The sequence below is a fragment of the Pedobacter psychrodurus genome (assembly GCF_004331735.1).
Classification (GTDB): Bacteria; Bacteroidota; Bacteroidia; order Sphingobacteriales; family Sphingobacteriaceae; genus Pedobacter; species Pedobacter psychrodurus.
Window position 1 is genome coordinate 204,757 of record NZ_SJSO01000001.1, and the last position, 16,826, is coordinate 221,582.

The 16,826-nt window shown below is 38.1% G+C and carries 18 protein-coding genes; 17 read left to right on the forward strand and 1 reads right to left on the reverse strand.

All coding sequences use genetic code 11. The annotated features are described in order from the left end of the window. Positions 1–474 precede the first annotated feature (474 nt). On the forward strand, positions 475–1,026 hold the full coding sequence (locus EZ456_RS00890; protein WP_131526465.1) for a hypothetical protein: 552 nt from the start codon (positions 475–477) through the stop codon (positions 1,024–1,026). Between the two features lie 151 nt (positions 1,027–1,177). On the opposite strand, the gene EZ456_RS00895 is transcribed toward EZ456_RS00890, so the two are convergent. Continuing rightward, a complete protein-coding gene (locus EZ456_RS00895; RefSeq protein ID WP_131526466.1) occupies positions 1,178–2,146 on the reverse strand; it encodes a hypothetical protein in 969 nt (322 codons plus the stop codon). Between the two features lie 366 nt (positions 2,147–2,512). Between EZ456_RS00895 and EZ456_RS00900 the strand changes: the two genes are divergently transcribed. The 16 genes from EZ456_RS00900 to EZ456_RS25605 all read left to right on the forward strand — a co-directional run bounded on the left by EZ456_RS00900 (position 2,513) and on the right by EZ456_RS25605 (position 16,682). Further along, entirely contained in the window at positions 2,513–2,698 is a 186-nt protein-coding gene (locus EZ456_RS00900) for a hypothetical protein (protein ID WP_131526467.1), read from the forward strand. 148 nt (positions 2,699–2,846) lie between these two features. Next, positions 2,847–4,520, forward strand: a complete 1,674-nt coding sequence (locus tag EZ456_RS00905; protein ID WP_131526468.1) for a tetratricopeptide repeat-containing sensor histidine kinase — start codon at positions 2,847–2,849, stop codon at positions 4,518–4,520. Positions 4,521–4,530: 10 nt separating this feature from the next. Further along, positions 4,531–5,196 carry a DNA-binding response regulator gene (locus tag EZ456_RS00910; RefSeq protein ID WP_131029384.1) on the forward strand — a complete coding sequence of 222 codons (666 nt, stop codon included), beginning with the start codon at positions 4,531–4,533 and terminating at the stop codon, positions 5,194–5,196. A gap of 299 nt (positions 5,197–5,495) precedes the next feature. Continuing rightward, on the forward strand, positions 5,496–5,828 hold the full coding sequence (locus tag EZ456_RS00915) for a YegP family protein (RefSeq protein WP_131526470.1): 333 nt from the start codon (positions 5,496–5,498) through the stop codon (positions 5,826–5,828). A 12-nt stretch (positions 5,829–5,840) separates the two neighbouring features. Further along, positions 5,841–6,905: a type I restriction endonuclease gene (locus EZ456_RS00920; protein ID WP_131526472.1), complete on the forward strand. Its 1,065-nt coding sequence runs from the start codon at positions 5,841–5,843 to the stop codon at positions 6,903–6,905. Positions 6,906–7,502: 597 nt separating this feature from the next. Further along, on the forward strand, positions 7,503–7,832 hold the full coding sequence (locus tag EZ456_RS00925; protein WP_131526474.1) for a hypothetical protein: 330 nt from the start codon (positions 7,503–7,505) through the stop codon (positions 7,830–7,832). A gap of 184 nt (positions 7,833–8,016) precedes the next feature. Beyond that, positions 8,017–8,223, forward strand: coding sequence for a hypothetical protein (locus EZ456_RS00930; protein WP_131526476.1), 207 nt, complete (start codon positions 8,017–8,019; stop codon positions 8,221–8,223). A 225-nt stretch (positions 8,224–8,448) separates the two neighbouring features. Then, positions 8,449–8,829, forward strand: a complete 381-nt coding sequence (locus tag EZ456_RS00935; RefSeq protein ID WP_131526477.1) for a DUF6232 family protein — start codon at positions 8,449–8,451, stop codon at positions 8,827–8,829. A gap of 21 nt (positions 8,830–8,850) precedes the next feature. Continuing rightward, positions 8,851–9,231, forward strand: coding sequence for a DUF6804 family protein (locus EZ456_RS25220; protein ID WP_131526479.1), 381 nt, complete (start codon positions 8,851–8,853; stop codon positions 9,229–9,231). A 36-nt stretch (positions 9,232–9,267) separates the two neighbouring features. Continuing rightward, positions 9,268–10,596, forward strand: a complete 1,329-nt coding sequence (locus EZ456_RS00945) for a hypothetical protein (RefSeq protein ID WP_205944997.1) — start codon at positions 9,268–9,270, stop codon at positions 10,594–10,596. Between the two features lie 10 nt (positions 10,597–10,606). Next, positions 10,607–11,452, forward strand: a complete 846-nt coding sequence (locus EZ456_RS00950; RefSeq protein WP_131526481.1) for a hypothetical protein — start codon at positions 10,607–10,609, stop codon at positions 11,450–11,452. Between the two features lie 89 nt (positions 11,453–11,541). Continuing rightward, positions 11,542–11,751, forward strand: a complete 210-nt coding sequence (locus EZ456_RS00955) for a hypothetical protein (RefSeq protein ID WP_131526483.1) — start codon at positions 11,542–11,544, stop codon at positions 11,749–11,751. Next, positions 11,733–12,257, forward strand: a complete 525-nt coding sequence (locus tag EZ456_RS00960; protein WP_131526485.1) for a thermonuclease family protein — start codon at positions 11,733–11,735, stop codon at positions 12,255–12,257. Before EZ456_RS00955 ends, EZ456_RS00960 begins: the two co-directional genes overlap by 19 nt. A 355-nt stretch (positions 12,258–12,612) precedes the next feature. Then, on the forward strand, positions 12,613–14,046 hold the full coding sequence (locus EZ456_RS00965; protein ID WP_131526487.1) for an AAA family ATPase: 1,434 nt from the start codon (positions 12,613–12,615) through the stop codon (positions 14,044–14,046). Positions 14,047–14,602: 556 nt separating this feature from the next. Then, the gene (locus tag EZ456_RS00970; RefSeq protein ID WP_131526489.1) at positions 14,603–15,952 is read left to right on the forward strand and encodes an ATP-binding protein; all 1,350 of its coding nucleotides are present in this window, start codon (positions 14,603–14,605) and stop codon (positions 15,950–15,952) included. Between the two features lie 607 nt (positions 15,953–16,559). Beyond that, positions 16,560–16,682, forward strand: a complete 123-nt coding sequence (locus EZ456_RS25605; protein WP_262711950.1) for a hypothetical protein — start codon at positions 16,560–16,562, stop codon at positions 16,680–16,682. The last annotated feature ends 144 nt before the right edge of the window (positions 16,683–16,826 follow it).

Sequence of the window (16,826 nt, forward strand, 5' to 3'; positions counted from 1 at the left end):
TGAAGGCACAAAGGTCGCAGAGAGCAGGGCACAAAGGTCATAGAGCTGCGTTGCGCATTACATGAAAGTTCCATATAGAACGATCGTCATCTCGACCCTAGTGGAGAGATCTTTGTACTAAACAGACTGGTTCATTCATTTACTGCCCATACCATATCAGAAATGTAAGAAAATATAAAACCCTTGAGCTTATATGATCGTTCTATGTTTTATATGGTTCAATAGAATATCCCTTAACTACACTCAGGATAATGAACGTTTGAAATGACGCGTTAATCGACTAACTACTAAAACCCCATCATCCATCTTACATCCTCCATCATCAAATACCTTTCAATGACCCTCTGCATGACCACCACGCGCGTATGCATTAATCGACTCACGACTTTGAACTCCCGACTCCCGACTCAAAAACTCGGCTCAATCTTTGCTCCTCCCCAAGCTTAAATTTTATAAAGACACCCCATTTAGATCATGAACAAATTACAAGCCCTATCCCCAAAACCATTAACCGCTATTTTAATCTTGCTTAGTCTTTTCCTCTCAGCCTGTTCCGAAACACCAGAACGTTTCTTCGATATTGCCATTCTCAACACCAATATGATTAACGATTTTGCCAGCGCCGATCTGGCCCGCCATCTAAACGATGAAACCAAAGAATATCCCGATATCCCATCCAGTAAAAAGAAAGGCAACGAAGCCACCACCAACCTCAATAATAAAATTTTATACCTCGAGCAATCGCTCGAAAAGGTGAAAAAACTCTCTGCTTCTGGCGATAAAGAAAAAGAAATTAAAGCCCTTTCGCAGCAATTATACGAACTGGTAATCCCCGTATATAAAAACGAATACCTGGCTTATGCCAAACTGTGCGATAGCAAGGGCAGCCAAAGCGCCAAAGATGAAATTATTAACAGCATCGACCAGAAATATGGCGCCCGTTTTGAACAAAATTTTAATGCGCTAATGGAAAAAGGCAAGGCCTACGCCCATCAAAACAATATCCAGGTAAACTGGGGCAAATAAAAATAAAACAAGGAATGGTTTAACTCAGGTGTAATACATTTGGGTTAAACCTCTAATAGACGCCAAATACACTTTATAGGGCAATAATAAGTTAAACTTATTGCTGGGCTAATTCGCCTTTAGAAAAATCGGCAATATGATCATCAGTCTTTTACTCCAGCACGCTAACTTTTCTCTTCATCCTACTTACCCCATAACCGCAAAGGCTTACAAAAATAGCGGCATATAAAAACCATACTAAACGTGTAAGTATATACCTGTAATTAGAAGTATGCCTAGCTAAAATCATGTTTGAAAGAGGCTTTAACGTTCTGGCAGTATCTGTAGGGTATACACCATTCAAGGTAAAATACTCATGGTTGCTTCCATAACCTTTATACCATACTTTGCCTAAGGAGTATTTCGTAAGTGTATCGGGTATAGTAATTTTTCTTTGTTGTTGTAACGTTTTAATATCTAAAGGTATGATGGTCACACCAGCCTTTTGTTCGCCTTCTTTTATTGGTTCATAATGGTCGCCATTCCAATACATGTGTTTCTCCCCTGCTTTAGGCATCCTAACTGCTGTAGACCAATTTTCCCAGACAATAAAAGAAATGCTGCCGATAGAGAGTAAAAGAATACATGAAATGACAATATAGGTATTGGGAAATAGTCTAGTTGTAGATTGACTGGTCTTAGGGCCTATCGTTTTATCTCCACCAGTTTTTTTAGTTATTTTCTTTTTCTTAGCTGCATCCTCAAAGACACGTTCTTTTTCTTGATCGCTAAGTTCCTGCCATTCTTCATTTGGAGGAAAATCTATTAACCAGGCAAAAAGCTTAACAAGTTTATCATCTCTAATATTTCTTCCTTCTTTCGTTAAAAAACTTATTAAAGGTCTAAACCTATCTAAGTCAAACTTTTCAATATTTCTCATTTGATCCTCATCTGTATCCGCAGGGCCAAATACAGATCGCATCAGATCTTTATCATTTTGTGCATTATTTTTTTGAAACATATCAATGCAGGCGGTTCTTAACCTTTCTCGTCCGAGAGGGGCTAAATTATCAGGAAGATTGCGGTTAATTTTCTTTATCCGGTAGAATTTTAATAGGTTTTTTTTATACTCCTCAAACATCTCTTTAAAATTTTAGCGTAAAAATAAGGCGGAATAAGTGGAATATTTACGGTTTTCCGGAATCTAAGCGGAAACAAGGGAAACATCGGAATGTATTGATAACTAATCTTTTGACTCACCCCATATTTGTATCGTTGATCAGCACAGGCGGCGATTCATTATCAAAGCTAATTTAAAAAACTGATTAATAAAAGAGTAGAAATCGCGGTAGTTAGTAGCCGGTTTGGGAAGCAGTTATTGGCTCCTGCGACAGACACTCACCACTTCCCAAAAATTTTCAGAAGGCCTTCTGATTTACAGTTGTAGCATCCCCCACGAAAGGTCGCGGGGAACTATTGAGTTAATCATTTCTAAAATTTTTGAATCATGTTTATTCCATTATTTATTGCTATCCTATTGGGATTGGCAACGCCTACAAATACAAACCATTCTGCATCTTGTGGCGGAACAACAACAGTAAACACTGCTGATACTGATCCTACCGATCCAGGCGACACCCCTCCGGGCGACGATACTGGTGGTGAAGGTGGCCAGATCAAAATACCAAAATAATAACAGCATAATAAGGCGGCACATTGCCGCCTTATTTTTTATTTTAATATGCTAAAATATTCAGCCAATTGGCGCTTAATAATTTTAAAAACAGCGCAATAGGTGCTTTCCAAAGTAAATTTCTTTAATTTAGATTAAAATCTAAAAAGTGAAGCGCCTCAATATTACCATCATCTCCATTCTGCTCCTGTTCTCTTGCTCGGAGAAAAGCCCTAAGGTGAAAGTCGAAACAAAAGAAAATAACCCGATTTACGATAAGGCATTTCAATACTCAGAGGAGCTGAAAACCGATAGTGCCTTCTTCTATTTCGATAAAGCGAAAGACCTCTTTCTTCAGCAGAAAGATAGTTTGGGTGTTGCCAAATGCCTTTTAAATATGGCCATGATCTCAACCAATAATGGCGATTATTTTGGTGGACAAGAGTTATCAGTCAATGCCTCCCCATATTTTGACAAAAGGATATCAAAGCAGCACATCTTTATCAAGGCGAACCTCAATAACCTCGGCCTTGCTTCCGAAAATTTAAAAGACTACGGTCAGGCCATTGTATTTTATACGGAAGCTTTAAATTACACTACAGGTGTTAATGCAGAAGCCGTTCTCAAAAATAATATCGCCAATATCTACAGAAAAAGAAAAGCTTATCAAAAAGCAATAGCCATCTATCAAAGCATCTTAAACCAATCAATCGACAGTGAAACATTTGCAAGGATATTATCCAACCTTGCTCTAACAAAATGGCTTCAAAACCCAAATTACAAAGCCGCCTCTGAGTTATTAAAAGCATTAGAATTAAGAAAAAAAAATAATCGCCTGCTAGAGCTTAATGCTAGTTATGCCCATCTTGCCGATTATTATACCAATAGCAAACCCGATTCCGCTTTATTCTATGCAAATAAGAGATATCAGGTTGCTCAGGTGATCAACCGGGTTGACGACCGATTGGAGGGCTTGCAAAAACTGATCAGGATTAGTCCGCCTTCTGCAACCAAACAATATTTTCAAAGCTATCAAAATCTTAGCGATAGCATACAAACTGTACGTAGCGCTGCCAAGAATCAATTTGCAGTGATCCGTTATAATTCAGAAAAGAACAAAGCCGATTTTCTAAAAGCCCAGGCAGAGAATATTGAAAAACAAAAAGATATACTGGTAAGAAATATTGGAATCTCTACTTTGATCCTGTGTTTGCTATTGGGTTATTTCCTATATCGGAAACGGAAAAAAAGCCTGCAACAGGAAAAGGAGATAGAAGTTAAACAAACAGAGCTCAAATACGTGAAAAAAATTCACGACCGTGTGGCCAATCGGGTATACCAGGTGATGTCGGAAGTAGAGAACACAACCGAAATAGATAAGAACGATCTGGCCGACAAACTTGATGTGATCTATAAAATATCGAGAGATCTTTCTTACGACAATAAAGAGATCAATAACGAAGAAAGCTTTTCGATTGAACTGTCGAAAATGTTATACGCTTACGCCTCCGCGAAAACTAATATAGCGGTTGAAGGTGGTGGCGAAAAACTTTGGGAAGCTATTAAAGATGATACTAAAGCTGAAGTGTTTTGCATTTTGCAGGAACTGATGACCAATATGAAAAAACATAGTGGGGCAGATATTGTTACCTTAAATTTTAAACGCGAAAATGATAGAATAACTGTTTTATATGTAGATAATGGAAAGGGAATGGAGGTTTTAACACCTAAAAATGGATTACGGAATACGGAAACCCGTATAGAAAGTATTTCGGGCCATATTACTTTTGATACCAAGCCTGATGAAGGGCTTTGTGTTGAATTTTCATTTCCAACCTTATAAAAATATAAATATGTTCAAAAACGTACTCATCGCCGAAGATCATGAAATTGTTAGTAAATCGCTCCGTAGTGCGCTTACAGATCTTGGCATCACCATAGCCGATAAAGATTATGTATTTTATTGTGATGATGCATTTACACGGGTACAAAAAGCACTGCGCGATGGCGACCCTTATGAACTGATCATTACCGACCTTTCTTTTGACGAAGACTACCCTAAACAAAAAATAGCAGGAGGCAGAGAACTGATCAAAGCTTTAAAAGAAATACAGCCCGATCTAAAAGTGCTGGTATTTTCAATAGAAAACAGGGCCTTAATTGCCAATACACTATTTAAAGAATTAAATATCGATGCTTACGTACCTAAAGCCCGCCATGATGCAAAAGATCTTAAACTGGCTTTAGAAAGCATTTATAAAAACAAAAAATACCATTCGCCCAACCTGAGGCAAAAAGAAGAATACCTGCACGATTTTACGCCTTATGATAAAACAATTGTTTCGCTCATTTTAGATGGAAAAACCCAAAAAGAAATGTCGGGCATTTTAAAACAAAAAAAGATGGAACCATCCGGCTTGAGCAGCATCGAAAAACGCATAAATTATATTAAAACAGCGCTAAATATTTCAAATAATGGTCAGTTAATTGCTTATTGCATCGCAAATAAGGTGATTTAGCTGAACGGTAAGTCCTAAGCCTTCAGTCCATAGTCGGGAGTCGATTGAGCTAGGTTGTCCTCCCCTAAATTCGTCATTCTGAACTTGTTTCAGAATCTTCAATCTGTTCTTCTTGCGTTGCTGCATTCTCCTTGTTTTTGTCGCTGCGAACCTTATGTTTTAAAAAGCTAGCGTTTGACGTGGATAATTGCTACGATTACCAACCAAATGAACTAATGACCAATGAACTAATCTCGCTACGGTTTCCCGTAAGGATCAACCAAATTCCTCCCATACTTTTGAGCAGCTAAAAAATAACTATGGGAAAATTTATCATTACCAAAAGAACAAACGGCCAGTACCAGTTTAACCTCGAAGCCGCAAACGGAAAGGTTATCCTCACCAGCGAAGGCTATACCACAAAAGCAGGCTGTATAAAAGGTATTGAATCGGTAAAAACCAATGCATCAATTGATGCCAGGTACGACAGAAAAGTTGCCAAAAACGGAGCCTACTATTTTAATTTAAAAGCTGCCAATGGCGAAATTATCGGTACCAGCCAAATGTATACAACTGCTGATGCTAGAGACAACGGAATTGAATCTGTTAAAGTAAACGCACCTCATGCAACAGTAAAAGATGAAACCATTTAATGTAAAAAAGACATGGATCTTAAACTTAAGTTAGAACAACTTCATCAGCGCGTGGTCGGATTAAAAGATCAGATCAATACCGAAGAGGCTACAAAAAATGCATTCGTAATGCCCTTTATTCAAATTCTCGGTTACGATATTTTTAATCCTACCGAAGTGATCCCTGAACACATTTGCGATATTGGCACCAAAAAAGGCGAAAAGGTAGATTATGTGATCCGTAAAAATAACGAACCTATCCTCATTTTCGAATGTAAACACTGGAAAGAAAGTGCCGATGCGCATAACTCCCAGCTGCACCGCTACTACCATGTTTCTAAAGCACGTTTTGGCGTATTAACCAATGGTACCGTTTACAACTTTTACGCCGATTTAGAAAAGCCAAATATTATGGATGAGAAACCCTTCTTAACCATCGATATCGAAGACCTGAAAGATAACGCCATTAAAATCCTCGAAAGCTTTACCAAAACCGAATACAATTTAGAAAACATCCTCGATTCGGCCGAAGGTTTAAAATACATCAAAGCCATCAGAAAGGAATTTGAAAAAGAAATCGACAGTCCATCAGATGAAATGGTGAAATTATTAGTTAACCGTTTTTTTGATAAACCTTTAACGGCAAACCGGATGATCGCTTTTAAAGAATATACCAAAAAAGCCCTTACCATTTCCATCAACGAGTCCATCAGCGACCGCTTAAAATCGGCATTGAATATTAACGAGAAAATTGAGAAGAAGGATGAAGGTAAAGTGATGCCCATTAATGAAGATCCTGATGCTTCTAAAATCGTAACTACTGAAGAAGAGTTAGAAGCCTTCCAGATTGTAAAGGCCATTCTGCGTGAAAAGATTCCTTCCGCGCGGATTGCAGCCCGCGATACCCAATCTTATTTTGGTGTGCTGCTGGATGACAATAACCGTAAACCAATTTGCAGATTCCATTTTAATACCGTTAACAAGTACATCGAAACTTTCGAGAAAGGGAAAGATGCTGGCGAGAAAAAACAGTTATTCAATCTTGATGAGCTTTACGATTACAGAAGCCAGCTGCATCAAACCATAGCGAATTATTAATTATCCGCTCATCTCTCAAAAAAATGTAGGGGTTGCTTCATGGCCTGTTTTGGAAGCAGACAGGGCAGCCTCTCATTTTAAATACGCAAACGCTCAGCGATTTGTCATCCTGAGGGATAATTTATTGTATAAAAATCGATATAAATGACGTATTCAGTTGATTATTTTCTGCCAATGCACAGTCTTGCCTCGGCTCGCCGCCGCCGAAGGGCTCTTTCTTTTTGGCATCAAAAAGAAACAAAAAATGCCGGCTGAAAATTTTTCTTTCAAAGCCAGTAGGATGGCAGGGGCAGTGGAGCCCGAAAAATTTGTTAGGCCGGATTTAAGTAGAACGGAGATGTGGTGCTTTGGCCTAACTGGACGGGAAATGCATAGTTTCTCAAATTGCTCATTAATAAACAATTACAAAATAACGTCAATGATAGCAGAGTCGAAGCATCTTTTATATGGGAATGAATTATAGCCATTTAATACCCTCTGTGTTCTCCGTGTCTTATCTCTGTGGTTAAAAAAGCGCTTCTCATCCTGAGCGGAGCCGAAGGATTACCCTAAGGTTAGCCGTAATGAATCCGTTTTTAGCCTAAATACCTTAGCGCTATGAAAAACCTTATGATACTGCTGTTACTCACATCCGCGATAGCAACCGCCCATGCACAGAAAATTTTAACCTATCAGTTAATGGAACCCGGTTTTAACACCAAAGTAATTAAAGGAAGCATTAGCGAGGTATACACCACCAAACGTTACGGAAAAACCTTCTGGTGGGTGCGCATTGGTACCGATACCATTATCCACGTATGGCCAAGGCACCTCGATACTGCAACCATGAAACCTGGTGTAAACCGCGCTTTCCATTCCATTAAACGCCTTGATAATAGCTGGTGGAAAAAAGAAAAATCAAAGGATTATGTAAAGCTGAAGGAATAATTTATTTCGTAAAAATCCATATAAACGATTGGCAATTTTGAGTGGGGCTACAGGTCTCGCGAGATCGTCATTTCGATAGTAATGGAGAAATCTGATAAAAAGAAACTTATAAATTTTGCTTTACGGTTTTCCTTTAGGAAAAGATTTCTTGTCGCTATAGGTTTATAGTCTAAAATAATTTAAGATGAAAAAGTATTATGTAAACAAAAATGCCCAAAGTAAAGGCGATCATGAAGTTCATGATGAAAAGTGTACTTACTTACCTTCCAGTGATAACAGAAAGTATTTGGGCGAATTTTCTTCATGTAAAGGCGCTGTAACAGAAGCAAAAAAAACTTACAGCAAATCAAACGGTTGCAGAACATGTTCTATAGACTGCCACACAACGTAAAACTGATATAGCTTTTAAGTGCTTAAAAATTGAAGGATCGTTTCATGTTCGTTTAAGAAGATGGGGCAATCCTTCTTTAGTGTTTATATTCTCCGCAAAAACATATAATCAACTGGAAATCAAGATGTAACTTTTCTTAAATACTTTGTTTTTTTACGGTTTCCCGTAAGGTATGGCGGCTAGGCTTGTATACTTTTGATCAACAAACAAATTAATAAACTAAACATGGAAACACAATTACAAAATGAAGTAACATTTTATCAAGACGTAAATGTTACGGTTACCCAATCGAGATATGTTACCAACTCAAAAACATATGCAATGAGGAACATATCCTCAGTTCATATTTTTGAAATTGTAAAAAGTAAAACCCTACCCATTGTAATGGTCATACTCGGCGGCCTGATGCTTCTTTCTGATGCATCAAGGGTTCTAGGTTTTATTATTCTGGCTATTGGTATCTTAATTTTAGTCCTTATTAAAAACGAATTCACAGTTAGAATCAGTACGAATGCCGGAGAAGTGAACAGTATTGTTTCGAAAGACAGATCGTATGTTCAGAATATTATAAATGCACTTAATGATGCAATTGTATTCAGAGGTTAAAACATTCAATTCGCACTAATTATGAAAGTCTTTCTTGTTATCTGCGCGCTCTGCTGTTTCGCAGCAATATGTAAAATGCCAATCGAATATTATACCTTTCTGAGAACAATAGTTTCACTGGGCGCCTTGCTGCTTATTTATGTTTGGACAAAACAAAAAAACTATGCTTTAACAGTTGTTTTTATACTCGTACTTATTCTTTTTAACCCCCTGTTACCCATTTATCTGCACAGAAAAAGCATTTGGATTCCAATTGATATAATAACAGGCTTACTCTTTTTACTGATCGCCTTTTATAACAAAAAACAACCCGCAAAAAAAGAAGAAAAAGCTACTGAGGTGTTACCTGTTCAACAAACATACGCCAGAGACCGGATTGTTTCGGCGAAGCGAGAAATATAATCATGAATTAATAAATCAAACTCAAAACTTAACGTTATGATTGCCCAAATAGAAGAATTTTTTAACCCAAAAACAGCTGAAGCACCTCAAGATGAAAATGTGGAGATCAAAGAACCCGTTACAGAAGAAGCAGAGGAAGTAAGAAAAAGAACTTACCACGAAGCAGGCTTTAGAGATGGGTCGCGAAACAGTGGCAGCCCTCTGGCGCTTTCGATATGTCTGAATGCCATTTATGCCAAGTTCCAAAACGAAGAAAAAGAATTGGTAGATAAACAGCAATTGGCTAAAGAGCCCTATATCAACGAGCAGAAAACAAAGGAAACGGAAGTCAAAACCCTTGCCATCAGTGAAGAAAGCAAAAAACAGCAAATCACCCAGGTTGAAATCAATATCAGAAAGGTAAAAGACAATATCGAAGAGTTAAAATTCGAAATTAATGAGCTGGCCAGGGATCCCGAAAAATACCACATCAGTGCTTCAAAAGGTGCCTCAACAAAATTCTGGATTGGTCTGATCATCCTGATGCCTTTAAGCTTGTATTTATTTACCTTTTATATTTCCACCTCTTACTCAGCCTTCTTTAAACCTTTTGACGCAACTAGCACCATTATCATGAATGTGCTCGATTCAAAGGCTTTTTCAAAGGCCTGGCAGGATGGATCGCTAGAAGGTGCTTTCGTAACCTTTATTCCGTTCGTTTTTTTAGGCTTAGGCTATTTAATCCATATGTTTGGCGAAGTTAAAAGTGTGGTAAACTACATTAAAATCGGTCTTCTTTTACTTACCACCTTTGTGTTCGATGCCATTCTGGCCTATCAGATCGAAGAAAAGATTTATGAATTAACCAAAACCTTCGACACTCCTGCATTTAATCTACCTATTGCCTTCGGCAAAATCCAGTTCTGGGGAATCATATTCGCGGGTTTTGTGGTCTACCTCATCTGGGGGGTAGTGTTCGATTTTATCATGAAAGAACACCGCGAAAAAGACAAAATCAAACATGAGCAGCTCCGCATAAAAAAGGACATTCAGATCCATCAAGATAGGATAACGGATATCGAAATCCAAAAAGAAAAGCTGATCGCCGAACTCAGCGATATAAAAAAACTTTCGCTTGAAGCCCAAGGGCGTATCGTTACCCTGCAAAGAATCATCGATGCCGTAATTATTCCTACCAAAGAATACGTGCTGTATGCCTCTGAGTACATGCAGGGCTGGATTACATTTGTTAACGAAAAACTCCGCATTTCACAGCACGAAAAATTTGATCTTCAAAATGAATGTAGGGCCTGTTATGATGAAAACCTTAAAAGTGTAGGCGCCAGTGAAGATTCTCAAAATTCAGTTTATTTATCTACATTATAAAACCAGCACTATGAAACCGAAATTATTAACCTTATTACTAATCCCATTAATTGTTGGCGTTATTGTAAAAGAAAGTAAAGCCCAAACGCAGAACCTAAACATCAGCTTTTTGCTGGATTTATCTGATCGGATAGCTCCAAAAAAGAACCCCGATTTTTATCAGAGAGATCTGGGATACATAAAATCTGTAGAAACAGCTTTTGTCAATCATGTAAAAGGAAAAAAGATAATGCTTTTAAACGATCAGATGCAGGTTTTTTTTGATCCGATTCCTAAAATTCCAAATATCAATGAGCTGAGTCAACAATTGAAAGTAAGTTTCAATCCAAAAACAGATAAAAAAGCTATTCTACGTATTGATAACATTTACACGCAAGTTTCTTCAAAAATCTATACACATACCATTAAAGACAATCATTATGTTGGTTCCGATATCTGGAAGTTCTTCAAAAATAACGTTGAGAATTATTGTATTAAAGACAAACAACGAAATATATTGGTGATATTAACCGATGGTTATATGTACCATGAAGACAGTAAGTTTTTAGATAAAGGTAAAAGCGCTTACATCACCCCAGCATTTATCCAGTCAAAAAAGCTCATCTCTTCCGATTATAGGGCAATCATGAAAAAGAATAATCTGGGTTTTATTTCTTTTCCTTATAATTTAAAAGACCTCGAAATTATTGTTTTAGGCATTAATCCATCAAAACAAAACCCATACGAAGAAGATGTGATTAAGCAATATTGGACTGACTGGTTTACTGCTATGAACGTGAAAAAATTCCACTTAATCACAACCGATCTGTCCGCCAATTTAGCACCTGTACTTCAAAAAATTATTTCAGGAAAATAAGAGGATATATTCGTTAATTTAAAACTAGTAATAATCTTCTATAACACAGCTTGTTAATTAACCATTTTCAACAATACCATCCCTCAATCATGAAAACGCTCTCTCTACTCCTTTTTTTCTTTACCAACATTACTTGTAAAGAAAACACAACGGTGTACATTTGCAACAGCGGCAACGCCAAAAAATACCATTATATATCCAGTTGCCGTGGTTTAAGCAATTGCACGTATAAAATTGTACAAAGCACGATAGATAAAGCAAAAAAAGAAGGAAAAACATTATGCGGTTGGGAAAAGTAAGTTTGTTGGTTTTATTATTAACACTCCAAGCCTGTTTCATTCAGCCAAGCGAAAGCAAATCTTTAAACTACAGTCACCTTGTTTTTACCGCCAAAGTGATCCGCATTATGGATGGCGACACCATGGAGGTATTATACCAAAACCAGCCTATTAAAATCCGTTTGGCGCATATCGATTGCCCGGAGAAACGTGGCTCACAACCTTTTGGCAAGAATGCTAAAAAAGCATTATCCGATTTATGTTCCGGACAAATGGTTAGCATACAAGGCCAAAAATACGACCGCTATAAAAGGTTAATTGCCGTAGTGATTAACAGCAAAAAACAGGTGCTTAACCAGGAAATGATTAAACAGGGTATGGCCTGGCATTTTAAAAAATACTCTAACGATTTGCTTTATGCGCAGTTGGAAATAACCGCCAGGAAAAACAAAATAGGTTTATGGCAGGAGGCCGATGCAGTAGCGCCTTGGGAATGGCGGGAAACTAAGCATACCTTGGCAAAGTAAGTGTGTAAAACCCAATAAATTTAAAAAATGAGCTAGGGCAAAAGACCAACACTACTTGTATGGGGAAGCAAGGTTCGAAACATCAGTTAATATTTCAAAAAAGATTTGTAATGCATATATATTCAACATCAATCCGACGATCTACGAACACATTGCGCTCAAGTAAACCAAGTTCTCAATGAGCTGAGTACCTTTTATCGAGAATAAGATTCTATTTATCCGCAGCCAAATCAATGCTATTTGCATATATTTTGGCTGTGGATATTTTTTTATCCGCAGCCAAAATAATATATTTGAAGAGCATTTTGGCTGCGGATAAAATTATTTTCATCATTAACCATTAAAAAGGAGAAAAATGGAATTGCTCATTGGAAGAATAGCAGAGAAAAAAATACTATCAGAGGCGCTTGCCTCGCCTTCGTCAGAACTTTTAGCGGTCTTTGGCAGGCGGAGGGTCGGAAAAACTTTCCTGATCCGCTCGGTCTTCCAGAAACAGCTTATCTTTGAACTTTCGGGAGTTCACGATGCGAATGCTGCCGAGCAGCTGCTCACTTTCAGCAAGGCCATCGCAGATGCGCTAGGTTCCCAATTAACTCCTGCAGCTCCTAAGAACTGGACGGAAGCCTTCTGGCAACTCAGAGAATTTGCAGCCCCTATACTTAAAAAAAGAAAAGCTGTAATTTTCTTTGACGAGTTCCCTTGGCTAAGCTCGCATAAATCAGGCTTTCTTTCTGCATTTGAATATTTTTGGAACCAATGGGCCTCACAACAGCCGAATCTGATTGTTGCGATCTGTGGATCTGCTGCCACTTGGATGATCAAAAAAGTTATCAACAGCAAAGGAGGCCTCCACAATCGGTTAACGCGTAAAATACGCCTGTTACCTTTCACATTGCACGAGACAGAACAGTACCTAAAAAGCAATAATATCCATATTGACCGTTACCAGGTGCTAACCATTTTTATGGCAATGGGCGGTGTGCCGCATTATCTAAAAGAACTCAAAAAAGGGGAAAGTGCTACTCAGGCCATTGACAGGCTTTGCTTCACTAAGGATGGCCTCCTTTCATCAGAATTCGCAAACCTATACCGCTCCCTGTTCGAAAACGCAGACAGGCACATTTCCGTAGTCAAAGCACTCGCGGATAAACCATCGGGATTGACAAGAAACGAAATCATTGCTGCATGTAACCTACAGAGCGGGGGAACTACCAGTCTTTTACTTGAGGAACTTGTGGGGTCTGGCTTCATTACTCCGCACCTGCCTTTCCAGAAGAATGCCAATCAGAGCATTTACAAACTCAGCGACGAATACAGTCTTTTCTATCTTAAATTTATCGAAAATTCCCGGGCCACCGGTGTTGGCACATGGATAAAAAAATCATCGACATCTTCCTGGAGGAGTTGGAGTGGCTATGCCTTTGAAGGGATCTGCATGAAACATACAGATAATATTAAGCAGGCGCTGGGCATTTCTGGAGTGTTTACTGAAACATCAGCCTGGCGACATGCTCCAAAAGATGGAAACGGCGCACAGGTCGATCTGTTGCTAGACAGACAGGATAATGTGATCAGCGTATGTGAAATGAAGTTTTCAAATGCTGAGTTCGTAATAGATAAAACCTATGGTGCCGAATTACAGTACAAACTTGATATATTCCGTCGGGAGAGCAAAACTAAAAAAGCATTGTTTTTAGCCATGGTTACAACCTATGGTATTAAAAACAACGTGTATTCTATTGGCCTGGTACAGAACCAAGTTACCATGGATGATTTGTTTTTGCCTTAGTATAGTATATAAGAAGAATGCAAGGCTCTGTTCTATCGGTTCGGTTACGCCAGCCAAATGCGTACAATAGTCGAAAACGAGTTTTAACGTGTTATAAAAAACAAAACAAAGCCTTGAAAATCAATGATTTGCGCGACAATGTTCTGGTTTGAATCTAAGGAAGTGGTCCCGACGAAGCCAGAACAAGCTTTATTTAAACAACCTCCTGACTAACAATTACTTGCAAAACACAATTACGACTCACTAACGATCCAAAATGACTGTTATTGGGCTCAAATGTTATCACTCAAATTTACGAAATGAATTCGTTTAACACAAGAAAAATCATCTAAATACAACTAGCTACAAAATATCAAGAAAATTAATAAATGATTTTCGCAAACATTTCAGTAAAAACTACACATAAATTTACCCTAATTCTATTACAATTATCAATTATATTTACCCTAATTCTGTGACAGAAAAGTTATTAATTAACCCTAATTCTGTGACGAAATGTTCATTAATTAACCCTAATTTTGTAACAACAAGTAGTTTTGGAATTAAAGTTTGTCAAATGTTCGATAGGATAATATTTACAGAGTTAGAAAAATGGCTTACCAAATCAAATCGTAAGCCATTAGTGATACGAGGCGCTAGACAGGTAGGTAAGACGACCGTTGTTGGGCAATTTTCAAAAAAATTTAAGCAGTACATCTATCTCAATCTCGAGCTTGCTGTTGACAGAAAGCCTTTTGAAGAGTTCACAACGATCGAACTACTCGTGCAGTCTTTGTTTTTTATTAAAAATCAATCACTTACCCAAAGAAACGATACACTTTTGTTTATCGATGAAATACAGGAAGTGCCTGAGGCCTTAAACATTCTACGTTATTTTTATGAAGACCAACCAGGGATTGCGGTAATAGCCGCTGGTAGTATGCTCGAAACGTTATTTGATAAAAACATTAGCTTTCCGGTCGGAAGAGTGGAATATATGGTTTTAAGACCTGTTTCTTTTCCAGAATTTTTGAGTGCTATGGATGAGCGGGAAGCGATAAATTATTTACAACAGGTACCCGCACCATCCTTTACACATGATAAACTCATGCAGCTATTTCATACCTATGCACTTATAGGGGGAATGCCAGAAGTTATTGCAGCGTATAGTAAAAACAAAGATCTACTGGAATTGTCATCAATCTTCGATTCGTTGATTACGGCATATATGGACGATGTTGAGAAATATGCCGGTACAAATGCACAGGCCTTACATATAGGTCATGCGATAAGGGCATCATTTGGACAGGCCGGTCAGCGTATTAAGTTTGAAGGTTTCGGAAATTCGCCCTACCGGTCCAGGGATATGGGAGAAGCATTAAGAACGCTGGAAAAGGCGCTGTTAATTGAGCTCATTTACCCGTCAAGTGACGTAAAATTGCCTTTGCTGCCAAACTATCGGAAATCTCCAAGGCTCCAGGTGCTGGATACTGGAATGCTTAATTATTTTGCTGGTATACAAACAGAGATTTTAGGAACTGATGATTTAAATAAAGTTTACCAAGGGACCTTAATTGAGCACTTGGTTGGTCAGGAGTTATTGGCCACACAGTTTAAATCCTTAAGTGCACTCCATTTTTGGGTACGGGAGAAAACTACTTCAAGTGCGGAGGTAGACTACGTTGTACCTTTTGAAGGGCAACTAATTCCGGTAGAAGTGAAATCAGGAGCTGAAGGTAAATTAAAATCTTTGCATATGTTTATAGATCTGTCCCCACATAATATGGCCATCCGATTTTATGCAGGCTCGCTGCACATTACCGACGCCGTTACCCCCGGCGGAAAGAATTACAAACTATTGAATCTCCCTTATTATCTGGTATCTCAAATCGAGAATTACCTAACCTGGTTCAAAACACAAATTTAGATTAGCAAGTTTACACGAATTTTCTCAAAAGAATTGAAATAGATTAGTGCATAGCATTTATTATCAAATCTTAGGATCTATAACGATTCCTATTTGTTATCCGATTGATTAATAGTTGATAGGGGGTGAAATACCCATTTTTAGGTATTGCAGTGACGGGAATTCTCATTAACTTTATTTAATAAACAAACTACCGCCACACGCGTTCAATAAACCATTTGTGAAAATAGCCCGAGGTTATTTACGGGGTGTCTGTTACCCAATGGTGAATAGGCGAATTTCTGGAGTGGGATAAAAAAAGGATGGATAAGGGCTAATTTGCAGCGCTGGTGACCTTCGCTCAGCCAGTACTGCGGTAGCTAAAAGGAAACTTAAGTTTCCGTAAACGATTATATTACCACTCGGAACTATGGGGGGGGCAGTTGATAGCTTCTGCGAAAAATAAACATATCTAAATTAACAATGATAAGCTCATGGAAAGTTTCCTAACCACTATTTTGTTTCTGTACTCCATCAATCTACTGTACAGCCAAGTCATAACCTTTAATAAAAATGTAGATGCCACTTGGAATTCGGGCAGTGTGGGAAGTTCTAGGTATTGAAAGTGATGTCAAAAAGTTCCTATTCAGCCAGTACAGGGCTATTTACCTGGGCACCGCTACTGCCCAAGATTTTAGGGATAGACTTTAAGTTCAGGGCAATAACACCAGAAGTTAAATGGGAAAACTAAAATCTATTAGTAAAAAATACTTAAGCTCCGGAAATGAAAAAATTAAAGTCACCTCTGGAAACGAACCTATAGCCAAGCAATTGGAGTGATGGAATGCGACGAATTTAGTGATACGGCTAAAAAAAGGCTGAGAACCTCGTCTGT